18 protein-coding genes are annotated in these 19,289 nt (G+C 61.7%); 8 read left to right on the forward strand and 10 right to left on the reverse strand.

The genetic code is table 11. From position 1 onward, the window contains the following. The first annotated feature begins 63 nt into the window (after positions 1-63). Positions 64-1,071 (forward strand): pyruvate dehydrogenase (acetyl-transferring) E1 component subunit alpha, encoded by a 1,008-nt coding sequence (pdhA, locus tag EV664_RS01115; RefSeq protein ID WP_133494198.1) that lies wholly within the window; start codon positions 64-66, stop codon positions 1,069-1,071. A 1-nt stretch (position 1,072) separates the two neighbouring features. Further along, positions 1,073-2,479 (forward strand): pyruvate dehydrogenase complex E1 component subunit beta, encoded by a 1,407-nt coding sequence (locus tag EV664_RS01120; protein ID WP_133493853.1) that lies wholly within the window; start codon positions 1,073-1,075, stop codon positions 2,477-2,479. A 48-nt stretch (positions 2,480-2,527) separates the two neighbouring features. Here the strand turns inward: EV664_RS01120 and EV664_RS01125 are convergent, their stop codons facing one another. From EV664_RS01125 to EV664_RS01135, 3 genes are read right to left on the reverse strand one after another with little or no spacing between them, the layout of a single operon-like run. After that, positions 2,528-2,890, reverse strand: coding sequence for a TadE family protein (locus EV664_RS01125; protein ID WP_162848745.1), 363 nt, complete (start codon positions 2,888-2,890; stop codon positions 2,528-2,530). A gap of 35 nt (positions 2,891-2,925) precedes the next feature. After that, entirely contained in the window at positions 2,926-3,420 is a 495-nt protein-coding gene (locus EV664_RS19380; RefSeq protein WP_162848746.1) for a TadE/TadG family type IV pilus assembly protein, read from the reverse strand. An 8-nt stretch (positions 3,421-3,428) separates the two neighbouring features. Then, positions 3,429-5,663 (reverse strand): pilus assembly protein TadG-related protein, encoded by a 2,235-nt coding sequence (locus EV664_RS01135; RefSeq protein WP_229668021.1) that lies wholly within the window; start codon positions 5,661-5,663, stop codon positions 3,429-3,431. Between the two features lie 80 nt (positions 5,664-5,743). Here EV664_RS01135 and EV664_RS01140 point away from each other — a divergent pair, with 80 nt between their 5' ends. Together EV664_RS01140 and EV664_RS01145 are read left to right on the forward strand one after the other, a co-directional pair. Next, positions 5,744-6,442 (forward strand): squalene/phytoene synthase family protein, encoded by a 699-nt coding sequence (locus tag EV664_RS01140; protein ID WP_229668022.1) that lies wholly within the window; start codon positions 5,744-5,746, stop codon positions 6,440-6,442. A gap of 19 nt (positions 6,443-6,461) precedes the next feature. After that, positions 6,462-6,917 carry an EF-hand domain-containing protein gene (locus EV664_RS01145; protein ID WP_133493856.1) on the forward strand — a complete coding sequence of 152 codons (456 nt, stop codon included), beginning with the start codon at positions 6,462-6,464 and terminating at the stop codon, positions 6,915-6,917. Here EV664_RS01145 and trmFO read toward each other — a convergent pair. Continuing rightward, on the reverse strand, positions 6,914-8,230 hold the full coding sequence (trmFO, locus tag EV664_RS01150) for a methylenetetrahydrofolate--tRNA-(uracil(54)-C(5))-methyltransferase (FADH(2)-oxidizing) TrmFO (RefSeq protein ID WP_133493857.1): 1,317 nt from the start codon (positions 8,228-8,230) through the stop codon (positions 6,914-6,916). The two genes, EV664_RS01145 and trmFO, sit on opposite strands and share 4 nt — an antisense overlap. Before the next feature lie 163 nt (positions 8,231-8,393). Here trmFO and EV664_RS01155 point away from each other — a divergent pair, with 163 nt between their 5' ends. Together EV664_RS01155 and EV664_RS01160 are read left to right on the forward strand one after the other, a co-directional pair. Beyond that, entirely contained in the window at positions 8,394-8,852 is a 459-nt protein-coding gene (locus tag EV664_RS01155) for a DUF488 domain-containing protein (protein WP_133493858.1), read from the forward strand. Positions 8,853-8,889: 37 nt separating this feature from the next. Then, the gene (locus EV664_RS01160; RefSeq protein WP_133493859.1) at positions 8,890-9,387 is read left to right on the forward strand and encodes a GAF domain-containing protein; all 498 of its coding nucleotides are present in this window, start codon (positions 8,890-8,892) and stop codon (positions 9,385-9,387) included. 215 nt (positions 9,388-9,602) lie between these two features. Here the strand turns inward: EV664_RS01160 and EV664_RS01165 are convergent, their stop codons facing one another. From EV664_RS01165 to yaaA, 5 genes are all read right to left on the reverse strand, one after another. Then, positions 9,603-9,956, reverse strand: coding sequence for a DUF952 domain-containing protein (locus tag EV664_RS01165; RefSeq protein ID WP_133493860.1), 354 nt, complete (start codon positions 9,954-9,956; stop codon positions 9,603-9,605). Continuing rightward, complete coding sequence (gene gyrA / locus EV664_RS01170) at positions 9,957-12,698, reverse strand: DNA gyrase subunit A (RefSeq protein ID WP_133493861.1); 2,742 nt, start codon at positions 12,696-12,698, stop codon at positions 9,957-9,959. It abuts the gene before it with no gap. 120 nt (positions 12,699-12,818) lie between these two features. Beyond that, positions 12,819-13,568, reverse strand: a complete 750-nt coding sequence (locus EV664_RS01175) for a hypothetical protein (RefSeq protein WP_133493862.1) — start codon at positions 13,566-13,568, stop codon at positions 12,819-12,821. 409 nt (positions 13,569-13,977) lie between these two features. Further along, positions 13,978-14,676, reverse strand: coding sequence for an SDR family NAD(P)-dependent oxidoreductase (locus tag EV664_RS01180; protein WP_133493863.1), 699 nt, complete (start codon positions 14,674-14,676; stop codon positions 13,978-13,980). Beyond that, positions 14,673-15,431 carry a peroxide stress protein YaaA gene (gene yaaA, locus EV664_RS01185; protein WP_133493864.1) on the reverse strand — a complete coding sequence of 253 codons (759 nt, stop codon included), beginning with the start codon at positions 15,429-15,431 and terminating at the stop codon, positions 14,673-14,675. Before yaaA ends, EV664_RS01180 begins: the two co-directional genes overlap by 4 nt. A 178-nt stretch (positions 15,432-15,609) precedes the next feature. On the opposite strand from yaaA, the gene EV664_RS01190 reads away from it, so the two are divergent. After that, positions 15,610-16,920, forward strand: a complete 1,311-nt coding sequence (locus EV664_RS01190; RefSeq protein ID WP_133493865.1) for a tetratricopeptide repeat protein — start codon at positions 15,610-15,612, stop codon at positions 16,918-16,920. Positions 16,921-16,974: 54 nt separating this feature from the next. Here the strand turns inward: EV664_RS01190 and EV664_RS01195 are convergent, their stop codons facing one another. Beyond that, complete coding sequence (locus tag EV664_RS01195; protein ID WP_133493866.1) at positions 16,975-17,442, reverse strand: Lrp/AsnC family transcriptional regulator; 468 nt, start codon at positions 17,440-17,442, stop codon at positions 16,975-16,977. A 520-nt stretch (positions 17,443-17,962) separates the two neighbouring features. Between EV664_RS01195 and EV664_RS01200 the strand changes: the two genes are divergently transcribed. Next, positions 17,963-19,288: a sensor histidine kinase gene (locus tag EV664_RS01200; RefSeq protein WP_211338439.1), complete on the forward strand. Its 1,326-nt coding sequence runs from the start codon at positions 17,963-17,965 to the stop codon at positions 19,286-19,288. Position 19,289: the final 1 nt, after the last annotated feature.

The raw sequence follows: 19,289 nt of genomic DNA on the forward strand, positions 1-19,289 counted from the left end.
AAAGCAGCGTCATCACGCAGCAACAATGAATCGGGCAGCAAGACTGGAAAGTCGGAGCCGCTCATCCCCAATCGCGAACGTCCGGACGAACCGGGCCGCTATCCGGCATCGAAGGACGAGCTGCTCGAATTCTATCGACAGATGCTGCTCATCCGCCGGTTCGAAGAGAAAGCGGGCCAGCTCTATGGCCTCGGCCTCATCGGCGGCTTCTGCCATCTGTATATCGGTCAGGAAGCGGTTGCGGTCGGTATCCAGTCGGCGCTCGACGGCGACAAGGATTCGGTCATCACCGGCTATCGCGACCATGGTCACATGCTTGCCTATGGCCTCGACCCCAAGGTCATCATGGCCGAGCTGACCGGCCGCGATGCCGGCATTTCGAAGGGCAAGGGCGGGTCGATGCACATGTTCTCGACCGAGAAGAAATTCTACGGCGGGCACGGTATTGTGGGCGCGCAGGTGCCGCTGGGCACGGGCCTCGCCTTCGGCCATAAATATAACGAAGATGGCGGCGTGTGCGTTGCCTATTTCGGCGACGGCGCCTCGAATCAGGGGCAGGTGTACGAAGCCTTCAACATGGCTGAGCTGTGGAAGCTTCCGATCATCTTCGTGATCGAGAACAACCAGTATGCCATGGGCACCAGCGTCAATCGCTCGGCGGCCGAGGATCAGCTTTTCCGCCGCGGCGAAAGCTTCCGTATCCCTGGCATCCAGGTCGACGGCATGGACGTGCTGGCGGCCCGCGGTGCCACCGAAACCGCGCTCGAATGGGTGCGCAGCGGCAAGGGGCCGATCATCCTTGAGATGAAGACCTATCGCTATCGCGGTCACTCCATGTCCGATCCTGCGAAATACCGCAGCCGTGAGGAAGTGCAGTCGGTTCGCGACAAGTCCGATCCGATCGAACATGTGAAGCGCGAACTGGCCGATGCCGGGGTTGCCGAAGATGATTTGAAGGCGATCGAGAAGGAAATCCGCAAGATCGTGAATGAGGCGGCCGATTACGCCGAAACGGCGCCGGAGCCCGAACCCGAGGAGCTATATACCGACGTGCTGGTGGGGAAGTATTAAGATGGCTGTCGAGATCAAGATGCCCGCGCTTTCCCCGACGATGGAGGAAGGCACGCTCGCCAAATGGCTGGTCAAGGAAGGCGACACCGTCGCTGCCGGCGACATCATGGCCGAAATCGAAACCGACAAGGCGACGATGGAGTTCGAAGCGGTGGACGAAGGCGTGCTCGCCAAGATCCTCGTTCCCGAAGGTACGGACGGCGTGAAGGTCGGCACCGTCATCGCGATGATCGCCGAAGAAGGCGAAGATGCCGGCGATGTAAGCGCACCTGCCGCCGATACGCCCGACAAAAAGGCAAAGGCGGGCGAGAGCGACGCCAAGCCTGCCAAGCCTGAGACCGAAAAGGACGAAGCGCCGACCAAGCCTGCGCGGCTCGAATCGGAAGCGCGCCAGCCCGATCCGGAAGTGCCCGAAGGCACCGAGTTCGAAAAGCTCACCATCCGCGAAGCGCTGCGCGATGCGATGGCCGAAGAAATGCGCGCCGATGGCCGCGTCTTCCTGATGGGCGAGGAAGTCGCCGAATATCAGGGCGCGTATAAGGTGACGCAGGGCCTGCTCGACGAATTCGGGCCGAAGCGCGTCATCGATACGCCGATCACCGAATATGGCTTTGCGGGTGTCGGCACGGGCGCTGCGATGGGCGGTCTGCGCCCGATCGTCGAGTTCATGACGTTCAACTTCGCGATGCAGGCGATCGACCATATCGTCAATTCGGCGGCGAAGACCAATTACATGTCGGGCGGTCAGATGCGCTGCCCGATCGTGTTCCGTGGTCCCAACGGCGCAGCAAGCCGTGTCGCGGCACAGCACAGTCAGAATTACGGTCCCTGGTATGCCAGCGTTCCGGGCCTGATCGTGATCGCGCCCTATGACGCCGCCGATGCCAAGGGGCTGCTGAAGGCAGCGATCCGCAGCGAAGACCCGGTGGTCTTTCTGGAGAACGAGCTTCTCTATGGCCGCAGCTTCGAGGTGCCCAAGCTCGACGATTATGTCCTGCCGATCGGCAAGGCCCGGATCATGCGCGAGGGCAGCGACGTCACCATCGTCAGCTATTCGATCGGCGTCGGGCTCGCGCTCGAAGCGGCCGAAACGCTTGCCGGTGAGGGGATCGACGCCGAGGTGATCGACCTTCGCACGCTGCGTCCGCTCGACAAGCACGCGGTGCTCGACAGCCTGAAAAAGACCAACCGCCTCATCATTGCAGAGGAAGGCTGGCCGACCTGCTCGATCGCCAGCGAAATCTCGGCGATCTGCATGGAAGAAGGGTTCGACCATCTTGACGCGCCGGTGCTGCGCGTAACCAACGAAGATGTGCCGCTGCCTTATGCTGCCAATCTCGAAAAGCTCGCGCTGATCAACGCCGATCAGATCGTGCAGGCAGCGAAAAAGGTCTGCTATAAGGACTGACCCGATCAGGCGGTGCGAGGACAACAATTTCCTCGCGCCGCCTTTTTGTCAGGACAGGACCGGGAAACACGCTTCCGCTTGGAGTTTTTGCGGGATTCCCGGCACCAGCCCGCGCACGGGCGAGGCGAATGATGTGGTGAGGCGTACCGCATTGGCCGGGACACCGTTGCAATCCGCGTTCGGAAGCAGCACCACATCGGCGCCGGTCAGCCCTATTCCCGAATGTGACGCGCGCGCCAGTGCGAACTGACGTTGCTGGGCTTCGCTCGCGCATTGATCACTGACCGACATGCATCGGGCGGTTGCAAAGGCAACTTCCTCGATCGTCTCCTGAGCCCATAGAACTCTGCTCATTTCGATGATGCCGAACAGCATCAGGAAAAACAGGGGCGCCAGCAGCGCAAATTCCACCGCAGTCGCTGCGCGCATAGAGCGAAACAGCCGCTTCATTGCAAACGCACCGTGGCTTTTTCCGAAATTGTGTCGGGGAGCAGCGATCTGGGCATGAGCACGGGGCGAAACGCGCTTCTTGATTCGATCGTGAGGTAATAGCCTGCGGTCGAACCCGTGGTCATACCTGTGCCGCTGCACGGACTGCCGCAGCTATTGGCAACCTGAAACCCGTTCGTGCCCAGACATGCGCATTGCCGCGCTTCGCCATTGGCGCAGCCGCTGGTTCCGTTGCACCTGATATCGACCACCAGTCCCGACCCCGCCGGAAAGCGGCCATATTGGCGGACCAGCTCGGGCAGGGTTGCAAAGGGTACCGAATCGCGATGATCAAAGGCGCTGATGCTCGCGGCCGAAATCGCTTCACCGGCGCGACTGCGCTGGATGAAGAATGAGCCGAAGTCGAGCGCAGCAAGAATGATAGCGAAGAACAGCGCGGTAAACAGCGCAAACTCGACCGCCGCGACGCCCTTACGGTCTTTGATCAGCATGGCGATTGTCATCGAATAAGCCCGATTGATGCGGCGCCGCCATTGCCTGCGCCTTCTGTGATGCTGGTACACGCGGTCCCAGCCGCCGCGCCGCCGCTGGCGTTCAGCTTGCCGGTGATCAGCATGAAACAGCGCCCGTCGCTCAGCGTCGTGTTGCCGCCGCTCAGCGTCAGTGTGGAATTGGGGAGATGGACGGCACCGACGAACAGGTTGGCGCTGCCGCCCGACCATGTCGTCGCGCTTGCGCTCAGGCTGTCGATCAGGATGTCGGCGATCGCGCCGCCGCTGACCCCGGTCGAAGCGGCTACCAGCTTTGTCTTCGCGCCACCGGACAGATCGAGCGTGCCGGCAAGGATGAAGGTGACGTCGATGCCCGCCATGTCATAGCCGGAAACCGATTCGCCCTCTGCCGTGTTTCCATAGGTCACGCCGCTCATATAGGAGGCGATCGGCCATTTCGTTCCACCGGTTCCGTTTTTGAAATTGCCGTTCACCGTATAGCGGCTCGTGCCGAACAGCACCGAACCGGCAATTTCCATCCTGCCGTTGATATAATGGTTGAGGGTCTTGCCGAAGACCAGCGCGCTGCCGCCGCTGGTCACGATATCGCCGTTCGTGCTGAACTGCCCGTCACCCATGAAAAAATGGGCGCTGCCGTCGAGCCGGATGGCAGGGCCGGACGCCGGGCGCCCGATGCGGTAATCGCCATTGCCCGAATTCAGCTCCGAACCGCCGCCGACAAAAATCCCGCCGGCTACGTCGAGATCGCCATTGCCGAGCCACATCCAGCTACCCCCGCCGATATTGAGGCTGCTGAACATATGCTTGCCGTTTCCGGCCCGCAGCGAGGTGCCGCCGCTCAGCTGAAGCGGTGCATTGATGCGCACGTCGCCGTTGCCGATTCGGTTGGTCCCGGAAAAACTCGCGCTTCCCGACCCGATCCAGAGATCAATGTCGCCGAAGGTTACGCCGTTGGAACTTCCCGTAAAGCCGCCATTGATCCGGTAGGTGCCCGCGCCGAAGACTGCTTTGGCGCCGCCGCTCATCGTCAACCCGCTAGCGACCGTCAGCACGCTCTGGGTCACCGGGCCGGACATGGTTTCCGCCGAAAAGGAGATGCTGCCGCCCGAGACATTCATCCTGCCCGACACGAAAAGCCGTACAGGCCCTTCGAACCGTAAGGTTCCGCCGCCGCCGGTGGTAAGGTCACCCGCGACATAAATGTCCCGCGACCCGCGGAACACGACGGTTCCGCCCGGTACGCTGAGATTTTTAATGTGCAGATCGCTGCCGTCGCTGGTGACGACATAATTGGCGTCGCTGCCCCGATATGGGGTGGTCGTAGATGTTGGAGACCAGCCGAAAGTCCAGTCTTTCCAGCCGTTCGATCCGTTCCAGCTTGATTTGCTGGGGGTTAAAGGGTCGCCCGCCATATTGGGTGCGGTAAAATGCCCCAGCTGTGATCGCGCCGCAACGAGTTCGGCATTGTCGCCCAGCGGATCGGTGATCGGGGTTGCCGCCTGAACCCGCTTGTCGGCGGGCGGTACATTGCCGTTCCAGCTGGGATTGTTGAACGCGGTTGCGTAGCGCAGCAGATCGCTTCGCAACGTGCCCCAGTTGTTGGTGATCGCGCCCGCGCCGGAAATGATATTCTTCGCCTCGATCAGCGTGCCGTTGTTCGATATCCCGCCCACGGCGGAAACGGCGCATTGCGGTGCCGAGATGGACGCGCCTCCGCCGACGCTGATCGCGTCGCTGTCGCCCGAAAGCGCCAGAATGCACGGATCGGCGAGGCCATCATCGGAATCGAGCGTTGCTACCGAACTCGCGCTGACATCGAACGAACCGGCAACGCCTACCACCCGCGCGAGTGTGAAGGGCAGCGTACGCGTCACCGTCACCCGTACCGAGTTGGTGTTCTTCGCCGGAAAGTCGGGAAGCAGTTCCGCACGGACCTGAACCCCGGAAAGGCCATTTGCCCGCGCTATGTCGCTTGCGACCGGCGTAAGAAGCGTCGGATCGGCTTTTTCGGAAAAGGCAAGCGCCGCCCCGAGCGCCGCAGCGTCGGCGACCCGCTGATTTTCGATGCGCTGATCATAGCCGCGATTAAGATCCACGGCGAGGCCCGCCGCCCCGATAACGGCAGGCAAAGCGAGTGCGGCAATAATCGCCATCGCGCCCCGAACATCGGCATATAGCTTCGCGAAAACCGCGAGCTTGCTTTGCATAAGATGAATTCGCATGCCATTCCCGTCTTGCGGAAAGCTATGCCGGGCTAAGGCTAATATCGGCATAAACGGTATGGTTAATAAGGTGTGACGGCTTGGCTGAGAGTGAAGGTTCCGAGGGCGTTTTCAGCACGGACAATCCCGAACGCGCGCTGATGACCACCTATGCGCCCGCCGCGCGGCGGACGGCGTTTCTGTCACTGCTGGCGCTGGATGATGTGCTGGCCGAGGTGCCCCGGACGACGCATGAACCGGCGCTGGGGCAGATGCGACTGGTTTGGTGGCGCGACGCGCTGATCGCGCTCGATGGAGCGCCCGCGCCTGCGCAGCCGGTGCTGCGGGCAATCGAACATTCAGTGTTGCCGCCGGGCATTTCGGGCGCGGAGCTGGGCGAAATCGCGGAAGGATGGGCGGTGCTTGTCGAGGCGGAGGCGCTGAGCCTCGCCGATATGGAACGCTATGCACAGGGGCGCGGGGCGGGGCTGTTCGTCGCAGCGGCGAAGGTGCTGGGCGGCGAAGCCGATATGCCGCTTGCCGAAGCGGGCAAGGGCTGGGCCCTCGCCGATCTGTCGCGCAATCTGTCGGATCGCGGCGATGCGGACCGGGCAGCGACGCTTGCGCGGCCGCTGCTGAACCATGCGTTGCGGCGCAAATGGCCCGTGCATCTTCGCGCTTTGGGGGCGATGGCGCATCTTCGTCGGATGGATCTGGCGGCCGATTGGCGGAAGCCGATCGCGCTCGGTTCGCCGAAAAGGGTGGCGCGGCTCGGCTGGCACCGAATCAGCGGTCGATAGAAAAGGGGGGCAGGGGGCGATGTGGCGATATCTGGTCGGCGCGCTGGCGGCGACGCTGATGATGGCGGCAGGAGCGCTGCTGATCCAGGGGCATGCGGCGAACGAAATAGCGATTCCGCCAGCGCCGCAGGCATCGGCGCAGCCGGCCGCTGCTCCTGAAGCTTTGCCCGAACCGCCGAAAGCGACCGAAAAGACGCGCGAGGAAAAACGCTTCGATCGCTATGACAAGGATCATGACGAATGGATCACGCGCGACGAATTGCTGAAATCGCGCCGAACCCGCTTCGCCAAACTTGACAAGGATGGCGACGGCAAGCTCGATTTTCGCGAATGGGCGGTCGCCACGTATGACAAGTTCGACAAGGCGGATGCGGACAAGTCCGGCCGCCTGAGCCGTACCGAATTCGCCACCACCCGGCCCAAGCGCAAGGCGAAGCCGAAAGCCCCCGCCTGCGCCTGTGCCGATGCCGATTAGGCCGCCAGCCAGTCGGCAAAGGCCTCACGCGCACGCGCGGTGTACATCTTCTTGCGCTCCGCTTTTTTCGCGCGGCCGGTGATCGGCGGAAACAGGCCGAAATTGACGTTCATCGGCTGATAGGTTTCGGCCTCGGCCCCGCCGGTGATATGGCCGAGCAGCGCGCCGAGCGCGGTTTCGGGCGGCGGCGGCATCATCAGCGCGCCGTCATTCTCGACTGCGGCGAAACGCCCGGCGAGCAATCCGATCGCGGCGCTTTCGACATAGCCTTCGCACCCGGTGATCTGACCAGCAAAGCGGATATTCGGCCGGGTCTTCAGCCGCAGCGTCGAATCGAGCAGTTCGGGGGAGCGAATGAACGTATTGCGATGCAATCCGCCCAGCCGCGCAAATTCGGCATTTTCCAGCCCCGGAATCGTGCGGAACAGCTCGACCTGCGCGCCATATTTCAGCTTGGTCTGAAACCCGACAATATTCCAGAGCGTGCCGCTGGCATTATCCTGACGCAGCTGTACCGCAGCATAGGGCCAGCGACCGGTGCGCGGATCGTCCAGCCCGACCGGCTTCATCGGACCATGGCGAAGCGTGTCCACGCCGCGCTCTGCCATCACTTCGATCGGCATGCAGCCGTCGAAATAGGGAGTGTCTTTCTCCCACTCCTTGAACTCGCTTTTTTCGCCGTCGAGCAGCCCCTGAACGAAAGCGAGATACTGCTCCTTGTCGAGCGGGCAGTTGATGTAATCCTTGCCATCGCCTTTATTCCAGCGCGACTGGAACCACGCCACGTCGAAATCGATGCTCTCGCGATAGACGATCGGCGCGATTGCATCGAAAAAGGCAAGGCTTTCGGCGCCGGTCGCCGCCCCGATCGCATCGGCCAGACCGGGCGCGGTCAGCGGGCCGGTGGCAATGATGGTGAGCCCCGCCTCGGGCAGCGTCTCCACCCGCTCGCGCACCAGCGTGATATTGGGATGGCCGGCCAGCGCCTCAGTCACACCCGCCGAAAAACCGTCGCGATCGACCGCCAGCGCCGATCCGGCGGGCACTTTATACCGGTCGCCCATCGCCATGATGAGCGAATCCATATCGCGCATTTCGGCATGGAGCAGCCCGACCGCATTGCTCTGCGCATCGTCCGAACGGAAGCTGTTCGAACATACCAGCTCGGCGCAATGATCGGTCTGATGCGCTGGCGTCATATCCCCGGAACCGCGCATTTCGGACAGGCGCACGCGCTTGCCCAGATTGGCGAGCTGCCAGGCCGCTTCCGATCCGGCAAGCCCGCCACCGATGATATGAACGTCGTAATCCATGCTGTTTCGCTTAACTTCCCGCTATGCGCAAATGGTCCAATCTGCCGCGCGTCTCTAACGCTGTGGCGCTGCTGCTGTAAATGATAGGGGAAAGCGACGGTGCGCGACAGGGCGAGTGTGCGTTCCTGCTGGAAAGCGCGGACGATGCTCCCATATCGTCATCATGACAATCTTTACGATCGGATATGAGGGCGCGACGGTCGACGAGCTGATCGCGACGTTGCACGCGGCCGGGGTCAGGCGCCTGATCGACGTCCGCGCGCTGCCCCTTTCGCGGCGTCCCGGCTTTTCCAAGACCGCACTTGCCGCTGCGCTGGGGGAGGCGGGGATCGACTATGTGCATTTAAAGGCGCTGGGCACACCCAAAGAGGGACGCGATGCCGCGAAAAAGGGTGATCGCGTGACGCTGGAGCGGGTCTATGCCGAACTGATCGACCTTCCCGAAACGCAGGTCGCGGCGGCGCAGATGCGCGACCTTGCCGCCGAAATGCCCAGCGCGTTGCTATGTTACGAACGCGACCCCGCCCATTGCCATCGCACCTTGCTGCTGGAGGCGGAGGGCGAGGGGGCCGACATTGTCGATCTATATACCGGCGCACCCGCCCCCGGCGTTGCTGATTAGCATTTCATCCCCGACCGATTCGGGATAAGCGGCGGCGATGTCCGGCGAAGATACACAGAGGCTCGAAGCCTTGCGAAGCTATGGCGTACTCGACACGCCGAACGAAGCGGAATTCGACGCAATTGTCGAGCAGGCGGCGCGGGAGATCGGCGTTCCGATCGCGCTGATTTCGCTGATCGACGAGGATCGTCAGTGGTTCAAGGCGAAGCTGGGACTGGAGCCGCGTGAGACGCCGCGCAACATCTCCTTCTGCACCCACGCAATCCGCGGCGACGGGGTGATGACGGTGGAGGATGCGACCCTCGACCAACGATTTTCCAAGAATCCGCTGGTCACTGACGATCCCGGCATCCGTTTCTATGCCGGTGCGCCGCTGACGACGCCGAACGGAAGGCGAATCGGGACGCTATGCGTGATCGATCGCAAGCCGCGCCTGCGTCTGAGTGCGGAGCAGGAAGCTCTGCTCACCAGACTGGCGGCGCAGACGATCGAGGCAATGGAGCGGCGCAAGCTGCGCAACGCACCCAAGGCATAAAAGGCTGGCCGACCGGTGGAACGGGCCGCCCGGGCGCAGGCAAAGAACGGCGCTTCGACAGGCTCAGCGCAAACCGGGCGGGTGAAGCCATATATGGCGCCCGGGATGCTGCCTGGCACCCGGCCCGATGCCGACATTTCAGCGCACCAACAGCCAAGGCAGCAAATGTGCCGGCAGCGAATGTTGCAAAACAGCTCTCGCGGACAGGCTGTCGTTTATCCCGCCACGGGCAATTTCACCGCGCCATCCTCGTCGCGCTCCAGCGGGCTGTAGCCGATCACCGTGTCGAGGCGGATCTTGCCGTAGAGGTGCGGGAATTCCTCTCCGTCTCGCGCCTTTTCCCAGCGGATCTGGCGGCCCAGCACCTCAAGGTCCACCGCGAGTACCCACAGATCTTCGTCGGAAATATCCTTGAAGTGCAGATTCACCGTGTCGGTGAGCTGTTCGGCGGTGGACAGATGGACATAGCCGTCCTTGCGATCGACCTCCGATCCTTCGAACCGGTCTGCTTCGAAGAGTTGCATCTCCTCATCCGTCAGAACCTTGTACGCGATTTCGGGGCGGTCCATTCAATCCTCCTGGGGGCCTGCTGCTAAGTCCTCTCCGGTATCACCGTCGGGGGTGGGAACGCCACCCTGCGGACCATCGGAAAGATCGACTTCGGCCTCATCCTCGGTCTCTTCGATACGCGCAGCGGACACGACATGCTCGCCCTGCGCCACGCGGAAGATGGTGACCCCCTGCGTATTGCGGCCCGTCATGCGGATATCGCCGACCATGGTGCGGATGAGCTTCGCCTGATCGGTGACTAGCATCAACTGCTCGCCGTCCTGTGCGGGGAAGCTGGCCACCACGGGGCCGTTGCGGTCCGATGAGACGATATTGGTAATGCCCTGACCACCGCGATTGGTGCGGCGATATTCGTACGCGCTGGTCCGCTTGCCATAGCCGTTGGCGGTGACGGTGAGGATGAATTCCTCATCACGCTCGAACTCGGCCATGCGTTCGGGGGGCAGCGTTACCTCGCGTTCGCCTTCCTTCCACGGTGCTGCCTTGAGATATTGCTCGCGCTCCTCGGGCGTGGCGTCGAAGCCGCGCAGGATCGACATCGAGATCACCTCATCGCCCTCGGCCAGACGGACGCCGCGAACCCCGGTCGAGGTCCGCGACTGGAATTCGCGCACATCGGTCGCGGCAAAGCGGATCGCCTTGCCCAGACGGGTGGCGAGCAGAACGTCGTTTTCTTCCGTAAGAAGCTGAACCCCGATCAGGCGGTCGGTGCTGTCATCGTCGAAGCGCATCGCGATCTTGCCGTTCGAGGGCACGTTGGTGAACGCATCCATCGAATTGCGGCGTACGGTGCCCTCAGCCGTCGCGAACATGACGTGCAGATTGGCCCATTCAGTCTCATCCTCCGGCAGCGGCAGAACGGTCGAGATGACCTCGCCATTCGCAAGCGGGAGCAGGTTGATCATCGGGCGACCGCGCGTGGCGGGCCCGCCTTCGGGCAGGCGCCACACTTTCATGCGGTACACCTTGCCATGGGTGGAGAAGAACAGCACCGGCGTGTGGGTGGAGGTGACGAAGAGCGAGGTGATCGCGTCTTCGTCCTTGGTGGCCATGCCGGCGCGCCCCTTGCCGCCGCGCTTCTGTGCGCGGAAGGTGTCGAGCGGCGTACGCTTGATATAGCCCTGCATGGTCACGGTGACGACCATGTCCTCGCGCTCGATCAGGTCTTCATCCTCGATCCCGTCGGCAGCGGCACCGATTTCGGTGCGGCGCGGGGTGGCGAAGGCGTCGCGCACCTCGACCAGTTCCTCGCGCATGATCTCGTAGAGCTTCGCGCGGTTCGACAGAATTTCGAGAAGTTCAGCGATTGAATCAGCGAGCTTCGCCAGCTCATCGCCAATCTCGTCGCGGCCAAGCGCCGTGAGGCGATGGAGGCGAAGGTCGAGGATCGCGCGAACCTGCGTATCGGTGAGGCGATAGGTATCGCCCTCAATCTCGGTCTCGACCGCTTCGACAAGGCGGATATAGCTGGCGATCTCAGCAATCGGCCATTCGCGCTGCAACAGATTCTCGCGCGCTACGGCCGGGCTAGCCGAACCGCGGATGATCTTCACCACCTCATCGAGATTGGTGACGGCGATGACCAGACCGAGCAAGATGTGCGCCCGGTCGCGCGCCTTGGCGAGTTCGAATTTCGACCGCCGCGTAATGACTTCCTCGCGGAACTTCACAAACGCTTCGATGATGTCGCGAAGGTTCAGAATTTCCGGACGCCCGCCGCGAATGGCGAGCATGTTCGCGGCAAAGCTCGACTGCGCCGGGGTATGACGCCATAGCTGGTTGAGCACGACTTCGGGGGTCGCATCACGCTTCAGGTCGATGACGACGCGAACGCCCTCACGGTTCGATTCGTCGCGAATATCGGAAACGCCCTCGATCCGCTTGTCCTTGGCGGCCTCCGCGATCTTTTCGACGAGGCCCGCCTTGCCGACCTGGTAGGGGATTTCGGTAAGGACGATCGAGCGGCGCTCGCCGCGCTGCTCGATGTCGTATTTCGAACGCAGCATGACCGAGCCGCGCCCGGTTTCGAAGGCCGAACGAATGCCGGAGCGGCCAAGGATCGTCGCGCCGGTCGGGAAGTCCGGACCGGGGATGATCTCCATCAGCTCTTCGGTCGTGATCGCGCCGTTTTCGATATACGCAAGACACGCGTTGATGACTTCGCCCAGATTGTGCGGGGGCACATTGGTCGCCATGCCGACCGCAATGCCGCCCGCGCCATTGACGAGCAGGTTGGGAAAGCGGGCAGGGAGGACCTGCGGCTCACGCTCACTATTGTCATAGTTGGGCTGGAAATCGACCGTGTCCTTGTCGAGATCGCTCAGCAATTCGGCGGCGGGACGCGCGAGACGTGCCTCGGTATAGCGCATCGCGGCCGGCGGATCGGGGTCCATCGAGCCGAAATTCCCCTGACCGTCGATCAGCGGCACCCGCATCGACCAGTCCTGCGTCATACGCGCCAAGGCGTCATAGATCGCCGTGTCGCCGTGCGGGTGATATTTACCGATCACGTCACCGACGATGCGCGCCGATTTGCGATAGGGCCGGTTGTAATGAAAACCGCTCTCATGCGCCGAAAACAGGATGCGGCGATGGACGGGTTTCAGGCCGTCGCGCACATCGGGAAGCGCGCGGGAAACAATGACGCTCATCGCATAGTCGAGATAGCTCGACTTCATCTCGTCGACGATCGAGATGGGGGAAATGTCCGAAGGGTCGGCGAGGACGGTCTCGTCGGTCAAATTACAACGCTTTCGGGTAAGGTTTCAGTGATATTGCAACCCTAGCCGGTGCGCAGGCACATCGCAAGCTGCGCGCGGGTACATGCGCGCGCGTGCGAGGGAGGCTGCGCCCGAGCGGGGCTATTCACCGCTGCCCTCATCCTGCTGCTGCGTATCGTCGGTGCTGCCCTCTTCCGAAGCGCTGTCGTCCTTCGGCTTCTCCTTCGCCGCGGCCGATTGGTCGGTGTCGTCGCCGGAGGTTTCGAGATCAGGCGACTGGCCCGGTTCGGTGACGAGATGCGAGGCGACCAGCTGGTTGACCAGTTCTTTGCGGGTAGCGAGCAGCGATTGCTTCAGATCATCATCCTGATCGATATTTGCCGAACTCAATTGCGCATCGATTTCCGCAATCGACTGGCGCACGCCATTTACCCTGCGGATATCATCGCTCTCCGCCTTACCCTCGACCGAATTGACGATGGCATCGATCCCGACGGTGAACGAACAGAGCTGATGATAATGATTGGCGTCGCGGATCATCTGATAGGCGCTGTAGCCGGAGATCGAATCCTCGCGCCTTTTGTCGATCGCGTTGGTAAGGAATTTGCGCCGCTCGGTTTCGATCGCCCGGATGATCGTCGGCATCAGCTGATTGAAATAGGCGTTCGAGTTGATGTGATCGCGCGACGCGCCGACAAAGGCGGCACCGCCTGACAGGATCGATTTGGCAAGATTGCCGGTCACGATGGTGGAGACAGTGGAAAGGCCGGTCGAGGCAATGCTGGAATAGCCGTTGATCTGCGCCTGACGCACCAGCATCGACGATTCTTCAGCAAGGCAGATGCTGTCGGCGTGCTGGATCAGTGCATCGGCGAGCGCGTTGCGCAGCATCTTTGCTCGCTCCGGTTTACTTTCGGTGAGTGTCAGTATCTCAGTAAAAAGCGGAGGGCTGGTATCGGTCGCACCTTTATAGAGGCGGAAACAGTCGAGATTGATTGCGCCGGGACGAGTGACACTTTCAACCGTGCCTAAAAAAGTCCGATGTCTGGGAGGGGGGTCCACATAACATTCGCTGCTTTGTTTTCGAACGGTAAGATCAAGCGGTTCCACCCGCGCCGCGCTGCTCTGGATGCAGCCCGACAAACTTGTCGCTGCCAGCGAAAATGGCAGCACTATTCCAATCGTCCGTTTCATGGTCGCCCCCTCCCGTCAGGATTTCAGGTAAACGCCACGCCACGACTCGTCTGGATCAAGTTTCGTGATAGTTATTCGTAACTACTTTTCCGTCAATAGCTGTTCGTCACGGCAAGATTTCCTCGCCGTCCCATGCGAAGACCTTGCCCGTATCTACCGGTTTCAGGCCATCGATCACGTCGAGCAGTTGCAGAGCGGCGCGATCGGGGTCGAACAGCTTGCCGGGTGCGACATTGCCCTGAAACGGTTTGGAGAGCGGCGTGTCGACAGTGCCCGGATGCAGCGCAACGACGATCGAGCGTTTCGCGGTGCGGCTCGCTTCGATCGCGACATTCTTTATCAGCATGTTGAGCGCCGCTTTTGATGCGCGATAGCCATACCATCCGCCGAGCCGGTTGTCGGAGATGCTCCCCACCCGCGCGGAGAGTGCCGCGAAGACCGGTGCCGCAGCAGGTGCAAGCAAGGGGACGAAATGCTTCGCCACCAGCGCCGGCCCGATGGCGTTGACCGCGAAGCTGCGCGCCAGCCACCCGGCATCGAGTTCCTTCAGCGCCTTTTCCGGCCCGCGCGTCGCGTCGTGCAGGAGGCCGGTGGCGACGATGACGAGATGCACCGGCGGTCCTTTGGCCACCCGTCCGGCAGCGGCTGCGATGCTTGCCTCATCCTCGATATCAATATGGGCATCGCCCTTGCGCGAACGGGCAAGGCCCCAGATGCGGTCGAATTCGCCTTCCTCGGCAAGCGCTGCCTGCAGCGCTGCGCCGATCCCGCCGGAAGCGCCGATGATGACAGCCGCGCGGCTCATGCGCGGGTGAACTGCCAGCGCGTATCGGTGCTTTCGGCGGCGTCGAATCGATAGCCGTCGGTATCAAATCCCTTCATCGCCTCGATCTCGGCAATGCGATGTTCGCACATCCATCGTGCCATCATGCCGCGCGCCTTTTTCGCATGAAAGCTGACAAAGCGCGGCCCGTCGGGGCCGGGTTCGCGAAAATCGACCTCAATCACCCGGATCGTATCCGACAGCCTGCCCGAAACCGCGCCCCAATATTCCTGACTCGCTAGATTGAGAACGGTGCCTGATCCTTCCATCGCGACATCAGCGGCAAGCGCGTCCGCGATCCGCGATTGCCAGTATTTGTACAGACTATCGTCGCGACCCGGTGCCCATTTCGTCCCCATTTCAAGCCGATAGGGACGAATGTTGTCGAGCGGTTTCAACAGGCCGTACAGCCCCGAAAGGATCCGTACATGATCCTGAGCGAATGCAATGGCCGGCTCGTCGAGCGTTTTTACTTCGAATCCGCGATAGACATCGCCTGAAAACGCAAAAAGGGCGGGGCGAACCGGGGCGGCATCGAATTCTCGAAAACGCGCGGCATTGAGCTTTGCAAGCTTGTCGGAAATCCGCATCAATTTTCCAAGTTTCGGCGCACCGAGCCGAGCCGCGGCATGCGCAAGCGCAGCCGCATCGCCGGAAAATCTGGGCTCGGTCGCATCCAGTACCGGCAAGTCGGATTCGTAATCGAGGCTTTTGGCGGGGGAGAGCACGGCGATCATGGCGCGGTGCCTAGCCCTGCTGCGCCGGATCGTCAAAGCAATGAAACCCGCTCGTTCAAAACGCGTTCAGCATTATGTCGCTAACCCGTTCCATGCCGTGCTGCTTGAACGGCGCGCCTGTGCCCATTAGACGGGCTGACGCCGAAGCACGGCCCCCCGTAAGAGGAGAGTTTTGACGATGAAATTCGTATCCAAGGCTGCGATGGCAGCGGCACTGGCCGTCGGCGTTTCGACGGCGATGGTGGCAACCGCGCCGATGGCCGCGGCAAAGGACAAGAAGCAGGATAAGGAAGAAGGCAAGCCACTCGAACTCGGCAAGGAGTTCCGGGTCGAGGCAAAGGCTGCGCAGGATGCGCTTCAGGCTAATGACTATGCCACGGCCAAGACGCACATCGATGCTGCGGCCAAGCTGGCCAAGACTCCGGACGAGCAATATTTTGTGGCGGCGCTCAGCCTGCCGGTCGGTGCGCGCGAACAGGATAATGCCCGCATGGCACCTGCGCTCGAAACGCTGATCGCCAGCGATCGCACGGCCCCTGCCGACCGCGCAAAATATGCCTTTTTCCGTGGGCAGATCGCACTGCAGAACAAGAATAACGACGTTGCGCTAAAATATCTCACCCAGGCGCAGCAAATGGGGTATTCCAATCCCGAACTTCCGTTGATGATGGCACGGGTCCAGGCGGATACCGGCGATGTGAAGGGAAGCCTCGTCTCCCTGAAACAGGCGATCGACGCGCGCAACGCGACCGCCGACAAGGCACCGGAAGACTGGTATAAGTTCGGCGTCTCGCAGGCCTATAACAAGGCCAAGGATCCGGTTGCCACGATGCAGTGGGCGACCGAATGGGTCAAAGCCTATCCGACCAAGCAGAACTGGCGCGAGCTCATCAACCTGTACCAGCAAACGGCACAGGAAGGCGGCAAGGCGATCGATGATGATACGCGTCTCGACCTGCTTCGCCTGAAGCGCGCGACGGGTTCGCTGGCCAGCCAGAGCGACTATTTCGAATATGCGCTGCTGGCCAATCAGAAGGGCCTTCCTTATGAAAGCAAGGCAGTGATCGAGGCGGGGCGCCAGGCGGGAACCATCCCGGCCGGTGCGGCGAATATCAATGACCTGTACAACAGCGCTGTTCAGGCGATCAAAAAAGATGTTTCGCTGAGCTCGCTGGAAACCAAGGCGATGGCGGCAGCGAACGGCAAGCTCGCTTCGCAGACCGGTGACGCCTATCTGGCGAATGGCGACTATGCTCAGGCGATCAAACTGTATCGTGCGGCGCTGCAAAAGGGCGGCGTCGATACGCCGGTGGTTAACAGCCGTCTCGGCATCGCGCTCGCGCTTGCCGGCCAGACCGCCGAAGCGAAGCAGGCTTTCGACTCGGTGAATGCCGCGGGCGCTCGCAAGGACGTGGTAAATCTCTGGGACGTGTATCTTGCGACCAGGGGCGGATCTGCGACCGGTAGCGCGACCGCGACGGCGGGCTGATTCTCGGACCCGGTACGATGAAAGGGGGCGGCGAGGCGACTCGCCGCCCTTTCTTTATGCCTCGCTGACCGGAATGCCGGGCAGCATCTTTGACGTGCGGATGGTGAGCGAGGTTTTCACGCTCGACACGTTCGATGCCGAAGTGAGCTTTGTGGTCAACAGCTGCTGAAAGCTTTTCAGATCGGTCGCCACGATTTTCAGGATGAAGTCGATTTCGCCGTTCAGCATATGGCATTCGCGAATTTCGGGAATCGTCGCGACATGCGCCTCGAACGCTTCGAGATCGCTTTCGGCCTGGCTGCGCAGGCTGACCATCGCGAAAACGGTAATGGTGTAGCCGAGCGCAATCGGATCGAGTTCGGCATGATAGCCGCGAATCGCGCCTTCATCCTCCAGCGCGCGAACCCGGCGCAGACAGGGCGGGGCAGTCAGGCCCACCCGCTCGGCAAGATCGACATTGGTCATCCGACCATCGTCCTGAAGCAGTTTTAGAAGTTGCCGGTCGATTTGATCGAGGGCCATGGATACTCCGGATATATGTGTTTGATGCTTTATCTCGGCGAGAGATATAATATAATTACCGCCTAACGCAATTGTCTCACAATGCGACATTTCGAATTGTGCGGCGAACCGATATTTTCCCGCCAGAGCCGGTTTGCCTGGGCCGCTGTGTCCACCAAGGGCCAGGAGGGGCGTGCGTCGAAATATCAGCAGCTCGCCGGTCCGCGTGCTCGATATTCCCCGCCGGATACGAAATAGGGGTCGGCGATCGACAAGTCTGCGAAGAGCAAAGGTGCGCAAAACGTTTTGCACGGGGGACACCGATCTTCACCGCGCCCATTAGAAGGGAATATGGCGTGCAGAACAGATCAGGCCTGCGGGCTTCGAAATCGCAGCATCGATCCGATACGCGACAGCGAATCGCATAAGCCGAACGACGGGCAGCGGCACCCCGCCGGACGCGCTCGCCGGTCCTGATTTGGAACTTGGTAACGATCTTTTGCGCGTTTCTTCGGCGCCCGATCGGATTATGAAGGGCTGCATGCAGGCCGGACACCCTTTTGGCGGAAACACGGAAGATGATTCGTCCCAGGCGACCATCGACGATCCTGTGCAGGCAGTACGAACGGGCAATTCGAAATCGGACGGCGCAAGCACCATATTCGCGTTCGATTCGGCCGGGTCCGCGTGCCCTCCCGCTGCGTCGCGAGCGGTGCGTTCGCCGACCGATAACCATGGGACATCGGGTCAAGGGGCGGGGCCGTTCAGCATCAGCGATGTCGTCGCGCGCATCGACGCCTTTCAGCGCGAGCGTGTGCAACGCAAGCCGGCCGCTGCGCCGTCCCGCCCGGTGAACAGCTTTCGTTTCGACACCGATTTGTGCGGCGTTATCCGCCGGGTGCGAGGGATTAACCGCGCGCCGCTGATCGGCCTTTCGCTCGATTTTGCAGGGTCACCGGATATGTCGCGCGTTGATGGCGTGGCATCGGGAGCGTTTCGCCAAAGGTCGCGCTTTTCCAATGCCCGGTTGGTGGTTGAAGGCGACAGCGAGGCAGCGGGCGACTGGCTGATTTCCGGTATTCCCTGTTTCGATGTCGATAGCGGTCGATTCACCGGCTATCGCGGCTCGGCGCGCCGCCCTCGCCGCGACGAGCGGGCAGGGCCGCCGCCGATGCGGCCGACGCGTGCTTTCGCGCAGCAGCTTCGCCAGCTGGTTCACGAACTGCGAACGCCCGCAGGTGCGATCTCGGGTTTTGCCGAGATGATCGAAGAGCAATATTTAGGCGCAGCTCCCGACATCTATCGCGAGCGGGCAGGCGTTATCCGGCAGGAAGCGCGCCAGCTGCTGGGCGTTATCGATGATCTGGATTTCGCTGCGCGGATCGATGACGAGGCGCTTGATCTGCGCCCGCAGACGGTCGCGCTGCGCCCGCTATTCGATGAGATTGTCGAGGAACTTGCGCCGCTGATGGCACTTCGCGAGGCGAAGCTGGTGGTTCCGGAAACCGAACTCGTGGTGTTGGGAGATGCCCGCGCGGTACGCCGCTTATTCAGCCGCCTTACCGCTACGTTGATCGCGCTGTGCCTTCCGGGCGAGTGGATTGCGCCGACAATCGAACCGATCGGGTCGGGACAGGTCGCGCTGCGGTTCAATCGCCCGGCACAGCTGCGTCTGGGCGGCGGCGATGCGCTGATCGACGATGAGGATATTGAGGACCTTGCGACGCTGGGGACCGGTTTCGCGCTTCGTCTGTCCCGCAATCTCGCGCGTGAGCTGGGCGGCGCATTACTGTTCGGCAAAAACAGCCTGACCTTGCGGTTGCGGCGGGACGAAACACAGGAGACGGAGAGGGTTCGCAACAGCTGAC

This window comes from Stakelama pacifica, assembly GCF_004361835.1.
Taxonomy (GTDB): domain Bacteria; phylum Pseudomonadota; class Alphaproteobacteria; order Sphingomonadales; family Sphingomonadaceae; genus Sphingomonas; species Sphingomonas pacifica.

Excerpts from the sequence above, each read along its gene's own strand:
- yaaA (WP_133493864.1), bottom strand. The coding sequence starts at position 15,431 with ATGATCGCCGTGCTCTCCCCCGCCAAAAGCCTCGATTACGAATCCGAC.
- EV664_RS01160 (WP_133493859.1), top strand. The coding sequence starts at position 8,890 with ATGTCCGGCGAAGATACACAGAGGCTCGAAGCCTTGCGAAGCTATGGC.
- EV664_RS01195 (WP_133493866.1), bottom strand. The coding sequence starts at position 17,442 with ATGGCCCTCGATCAAATCGACCGGCAACTTCTAAAACTGCTTCAGGAC.
- EV664_RS01155 (WP_133493858.1), top strand. The coding sequence starts at position 8,394 with ATGACAATCTTTACGATCGGATATGAGGGCGCGACGGTCGACGAGCTG.
- EV664_RS01175 (WP_133493862.1), bottom strand. The coding sequence starts at position 13,568 with ATGCTGCGCAACGCGCTCGCCGATGCACTGATCCAGCACGCCGACAGC.
- EV664_RS01165 (WP_133493860.1), bottom strand. The coding sequence starts at position 9,956 with ATGGACCGCCCCGAAATCGCGTACAAGGTTCTGACGGATGAGGAGATG.
- trmFO (WP_133493857.1), bottom strand. The coding sequence starts at position 8,230 with ATGGATTACGACGTTCATATCATCGGTGGCGGGCTTGCCGGATCGGAA.
- EV664_RS19380 (WP_162848746.1), bottom strand. The coding sequence starts at position 3,420 with ATGCTGATCAAAGACCGTAAGGGCGTCGCGGCGGTCGAGTTTGCGCTG.
- EV664_RS01120 (WP_133493853.1), top strand. The coding sequence starts at position 1,073 with ATGGCTGTCGAGATCAAGATGCCCGCGCTTTCCCCGACGATGGAGGAA.
- EV664_RS01190 (WP_133493865.1), top strand. The coding sequence starts at position 15,610 with ATGAAATTCGTATCCAAGGCTGCGATGGCAGCGGCACTGGCCGTCGGC.
- EV664_RS01145 (WP_133493856.1), top strand. The coding sequence starts at position 6,462 with ATGTGGCGATATCTGGTCGGCGCGCTGGCGGCGACGCTGATGATGGCG.
- EV664_RS01180 (WP_133493863.1), bottom strand. The coding sequence starts at position 14,676 with ATGAGCCGCGCGGCTGTCATCATCGGCGCTTCCGGCGGGATCGGCGCA.
- EV664_RS01200 (WP_211338439.1), top strand. The coding sequence starts at position 17,963 with ATGCAGGCCGGACACCCTTTTGGCGGAAACACGGAAGATGATTCGTCC.
- EV664_RS01135 (WP_229668021.1), bottom strand. The coding sequence starts at position 5,663 with ATGCGAATTCATCTTATGCAAAGCAAGCTCGCGGTTTTCGCGAAGCTA.